Genomic DNA, 4,160 nt, shown 5'->3' with positions numbered 1-4,160 from the left:
TGCGGGTCTTAGTATCACTTAGGGGCGAATCCCGAATCCCAATTGTCCTTTTTTCATTCTCCCCCCGCCCGGGTTCCCGTAAAGACCGCCTCTCCCTTCCCCGCATCTCGATTCCGGGCGTATCTTTCACAAATCCGTTAAATAGCAATTAATAATATGGCCAAACGATAGGTAGATAAAACGTTGCGAATAAGAAACAGATCACCACAATCGGCGCCGCGAACTTAATATAATCCATGAATTTATAGCCGCCCGGCCCATAAATCAAAGCCTGAGGCGGAGCCCCAATTGGCGTGCAGATGGAGAGCGCCGCTCCTGAAGCAGCCGCCATAATCAGCGATCTCGGGTCCGCTCCTATGGACTGAGCGATAATCCCCGCCAGCGGGCACAAAAGAGCCAGTGTAGCCGTATTGGACATGAACTGAGTCACCACAGCCGACAATCCGAACATGACCGCCGTAATCAGGAATACATTGGTAGAGTCTCCCAACACAGCAGTAATTCCAGATGCGATCAAATCGGCGCCGCCCGTATTTTTCAGCGCCGTTGTCAAAGGCAGTACGCCTGCAAACATGATCAAAGTCTTCCAGCTGATTGAATCAAGCGCCTCTTTTTCACTCATAACTCCGGTCAGCACCAGAAGCACTGCTCCCACCATGGCGATCAGCCATGTGGCATAACCGATCTGAGCGCTGAAAATCAGCCCCAGGATTGTGAGCACGATGATCAGATAAGCCAATTTTTCTTTCCCGGCAGACAGATGTCCTTTCTTATTCTTATCCGACTTTATCTCCATTTCCTCCAGTTTATAATCCGGAAGCAGCTTCCAGCCGATAAAAAATACATAGAGAACCGCTAAAATTGCGATAGGAAGCCCAACTACCGTAAAATCAAAGAATGAATAAGTCTGCCCCGTCCCCAAATCTTCCAGTGATGTCACCACAAACGCATTTCCCGGCCCGCCGATCAGCGTAATTCCTCCTCCGATAACAGCTCCTGTAGCCATAGGAAGCAAAAGCTTGCTTCTGCTTATATTAACGCTGCTGCAAATACTGAGAATGATAGGAAGCAGAATAGCAGCCACCGCCGTATTGGATAAAAATGCGGAAAATACTGCCGTAACCGCAATGGTAGCCGTGATCAGAAGCCTTTCGTTATTGCTGTATTTATACAATATATCACCGATCTTATTCGAAATACTCGTCTTCTCAAGCGCCCCTCCCAACACAAAAATAGCGGCAAACAGCACAACCGTAGTATTGGAAAATCCCCCCAGCGCATCCGATGCGCTGAGCACCTTTGTCAGAGACAAGGATACCACAATTAAAATGGAAGTCAGCGCCAGCGGTATCTTTTCACTCGCATACAGAACAATTGCCAGTACCAGTACAATTAATGTGATTGTCATTGGATTCATAAATCTTTACCCCCTTAGTAAAATGTGTTTGCCTAGCGGTCCAGCACCGAACCGTCATAAGCGATAACAGCCGTCAGATCCCTTGGTTTTGCCGGAAAACGTTCCCTGATGTCATCCACCAGTTCAATCCCGATTCCAGGCCGGTCAGGAATCAGGATATGTCCGTCTTCCACCTGAAGCCCGTCTTTTATCATGCCGTCTTCCGCCCCGTCCATGTTAAAGGAAGGAAACTCCTGAATTGCAAAGTTGGGAATGCAGGCGTCTAACTGCAGACAAGCCGCTGTGGATACCGGCCCCAACGGATTATGGGGAACGATTCCCACATAGTGCGTTTCCGCGATGGCCGCCGCCTTTTTAGCCACTGTCAGCCCCCCTATGGCGCAGACATCCGGTCTCACATACCTGGCCGCCCCGGCGGTAATCAGCTCGTCCATCTCCTGAAGATTAATCGCCCGTTCCCCTGTTGTAATCGGTACGGACGTGGCCGCAGCCACTTGGGCCATCACCTTTGCATTGTCCGGCGCAATGGGGTCTTCGATAAAATACGGCAGATACGGTTCCACACCCTTTGCAAACGAAACCGCTTCCGGCACGGTCATAGAACGGTGAATCTCTATGCAGAGGTCGAACTGGCTTCCAACCGCTTCCCGGCACTGCCGGATCTTGTCAATCTCCTCCTCCACCTTCTTTGCATAGATAACCGGATTGTCCATAACCTGCGGTGCCGTCAGGTCCGGTATAATCAGCCGGGCCGCCGTGAAACCCTTTTCTTTCAATTCCATACACCCTGCCGCCATCTCTTTTGCCGTATACTTAAAAACCGGCGCATAAGACCGTACCCTGTCCCGGCACTTACCTCCAAGCAGTTCATAGACCGGCACATTCAAATATTTCCCTTTGATATCCCACAGAGCAATATCAATTGCCGACAGCGCGCTCATAATTACAGATCCCCGAAAATACAGACAGCGGTATAAAAACTGCCAGATATGTTCCGTTTTCATGGGATTTTCCCCGATCAGATACTTCTTCACTTTATTGATGACTGCGCCGGCAGCGTCTAAATATCCCCAGATTCCCACTTCTCCAATTCCAGTTATCCCTTCATCCGTATGGATTTTCAGGAATAAATATTTATCCGCCGGAATCAGCTCCAGTTCTGTTATCTTCATCCATTCCTCTCCTTTCAACTTTTCTTGAGTATATCAAACACCCGGCTTCCAATCTATTCGCATATTTGTAAGTTTTATACAATCCATAATTATATATTCGGTATTTTTTATTCATTATTATTCAAATGTCCAAGTATTTGATCTCTGTAGATTCAAATAAATTCAGATATTACAGCATTTTTTGAAATATTACATATCAAAAAAATCCAAGTATCTTACCGCAGTAAAATACTTGGATTTTCAATTTAAAATATTTTTTATATTCTGATAAAACCGTTCCACCTGCTCCAATGCAGCCTGATTCTTTTCCTCGTAAACATTTTTACCGGCTTTCTCCCTCTGCTTAGGCTCCGAAAATGGCCGGCTTGTGTATTCCTTCATCTTCGCCGCCGCCCGCTCATCCTGGCAGGGAATAAACTGGCGGACCAGCTCGTCGATAACCGGCGACTTTTCATTTTCAATCTCATTCCGGTACTGGTTAGGGGTTTTCATAAAATACTTTTTAAATGCCAAAGTAAACGATTTAACGTCCGCAAATCCGGTCTCTAATGCTATCTCCAAAATCGTCTTATTGGTTTTATTCATCTCATGTATCCCATGGCGCAGGCGAATCCGGGTCAGATATTCATAATATCCAATGCCGATCCGTTTCTTAAACAAGGTGGAAAGATAGGTTTTATTATATCCGGTGAGTTCCGACAGGTCCTCCATCGTAATCTTCCTGCTGTAATTCTTTTCAGAATATTTAATCATCTGATGAAATGCCCTGTCCTGCTTTTTATTCTGCGACAACCCCTTGTTGGATATCTGCTCCGGCTTAAATTCAGACAAAAGCTGGGCCGCCAGCAAAGCTGCATATCCCCTCACCCGGTAGAAAGCGGTCATTTCCTGATTTAAAAGTTCCTGCATAATGCAGGCCGCCAAATGGCGCAATTCCACAAATTCAGGCTGATACCTGGTAACGGGATCTGAGATGCAGGTAAACCAAAGGCTTTTGTCCTCCTCCAAAATCTCTTCAAATATAATAGGGTCCAGGTGCAGCACCATAGCCTGAGTTCCCGGCTCCTTCAAAAGCGTAGCGTGGCCCTGATTGGAATTAATGAACAGCACATCGTCTTCTTCCATCTCGTAGATACTTCCCTCCACGTAAGCTTCCAGCCTTCCGGAAGTCACGATCATCAGCTCCATCTGAGGATGCCAGTTGAAACGGAACCGATTGATTTCATGGATATATTCTTTCAGCACAGTATGATTCTGCGGATCATTGATCTCCCCAAAATATAATGACGGCATGACTTAACTCTCTTTCTTCTGATATAGCAATCAGCTGCAAATGCAGAACAGTTAATGCCATTATACTCTAAAGAGCCTCTATTTTCTACCCGCTAGCCAAGGATAAATATAGGAAAATTGTTATTTAACGGGGTTGGCGGAAGGTACGCACGGAATCGAGAGGCGGAGCCGGAAGCCAACGGTCGGAAGGGCTGTCCGGGCCGGGGAAGGAAGATGCAGCCAAATGGGATTCGGGATTCGCCCCTAAGAGCTACTAAGGCCCGTAAGGACAGAACGAG

At 47.0% G+C, this 4,160-nt stretch carries 3 protein-coding genes; all 3 read right to left on the bottom strand.

Going from position 1 to position 4,160, the window contains the following annotated elements; translation table 11 throughout:
• Positions 1–148 precede the first annotated feature (148 nt).
• The 3 genes from C0033_RS26605 to C0033_RS26595 all read right to left on the bottom strand — a co-directional run bounded on the left by C0033_RS26605 (position 149) and on the right by C0033_RS26595 (position 3,882).
• The gene (locus tag C0033_RS26605; protein ID WP_103230883.1) at positions 149–1,417 is read right to left on the bottom strand and encodes an SLC13 family permease; all 1,269 of its coding nucleotides are present in this window, start codon (positions 1,415–1,417) and stop codon (positions 149–151) included.
• A gap of 32 nt (positions 1,418–1,449) precedes the next feature.
• A complete protein-coding gene (locus C0033_RS26600) occupies positions 1,450–2,589 on the bottom strand; it encodes a mandelate racemase/muconate lactonizing enzyme family protein (RefSeq protein WP_103230882.1) in 1,140 nt (379 codons plus the stop codon).
• Between the two features lie 240 nt (positions 2,590–2,829).
• Entirely contained in the window at positions 2,830–3,882 is a 1,053-nt protein-coding gene (locus C0033_RS26595) for an AraC family transcriptional regulator (protein WP_103230881.1), read from the bottom strand.
• Positions 3,883–4,160 lie beyond the last annotated feature (278 nt).

Origin of the sequence: Clostridium sp. chh4-2, assembly GCF_002899675.1 — a bacterium.
In the GTDB taxonomy this organism is placed as follows: Bacteria; Bacillota; Clostridia; order Lachnospirales; family Lachnospiraceae; genus CHH4-2.
Note: the sequence above shows the minus strand (reverse complement) of the source record. Positions and strands in the feature narration are given on the sequence as shown.

Excerpts from the sequence above, each read along its gene's own strand:
- C0033_RS26605 (WP_103230883.1), bottom strand. The coding sequence starts at position 1,417 with ATGAATCCAATGACAATCACATTAATTGTACTGGTACTGGCAATTGTT.
- C0033_RS26600 (WP_103230882.1), bottom strand. The coding sequence starts at position 2,589 with ATGAAGATAACAGAACTGGAGCTGATTCCGGCGGATAAATATTTATTC.
- C0033_RS26595 (WP_103230881.1), bottom strand. The coding sequence starts at position 3,882 with ATGCCGTCATTATATTTTGGGGAGATCAATGATCCGCAGAATCATACT.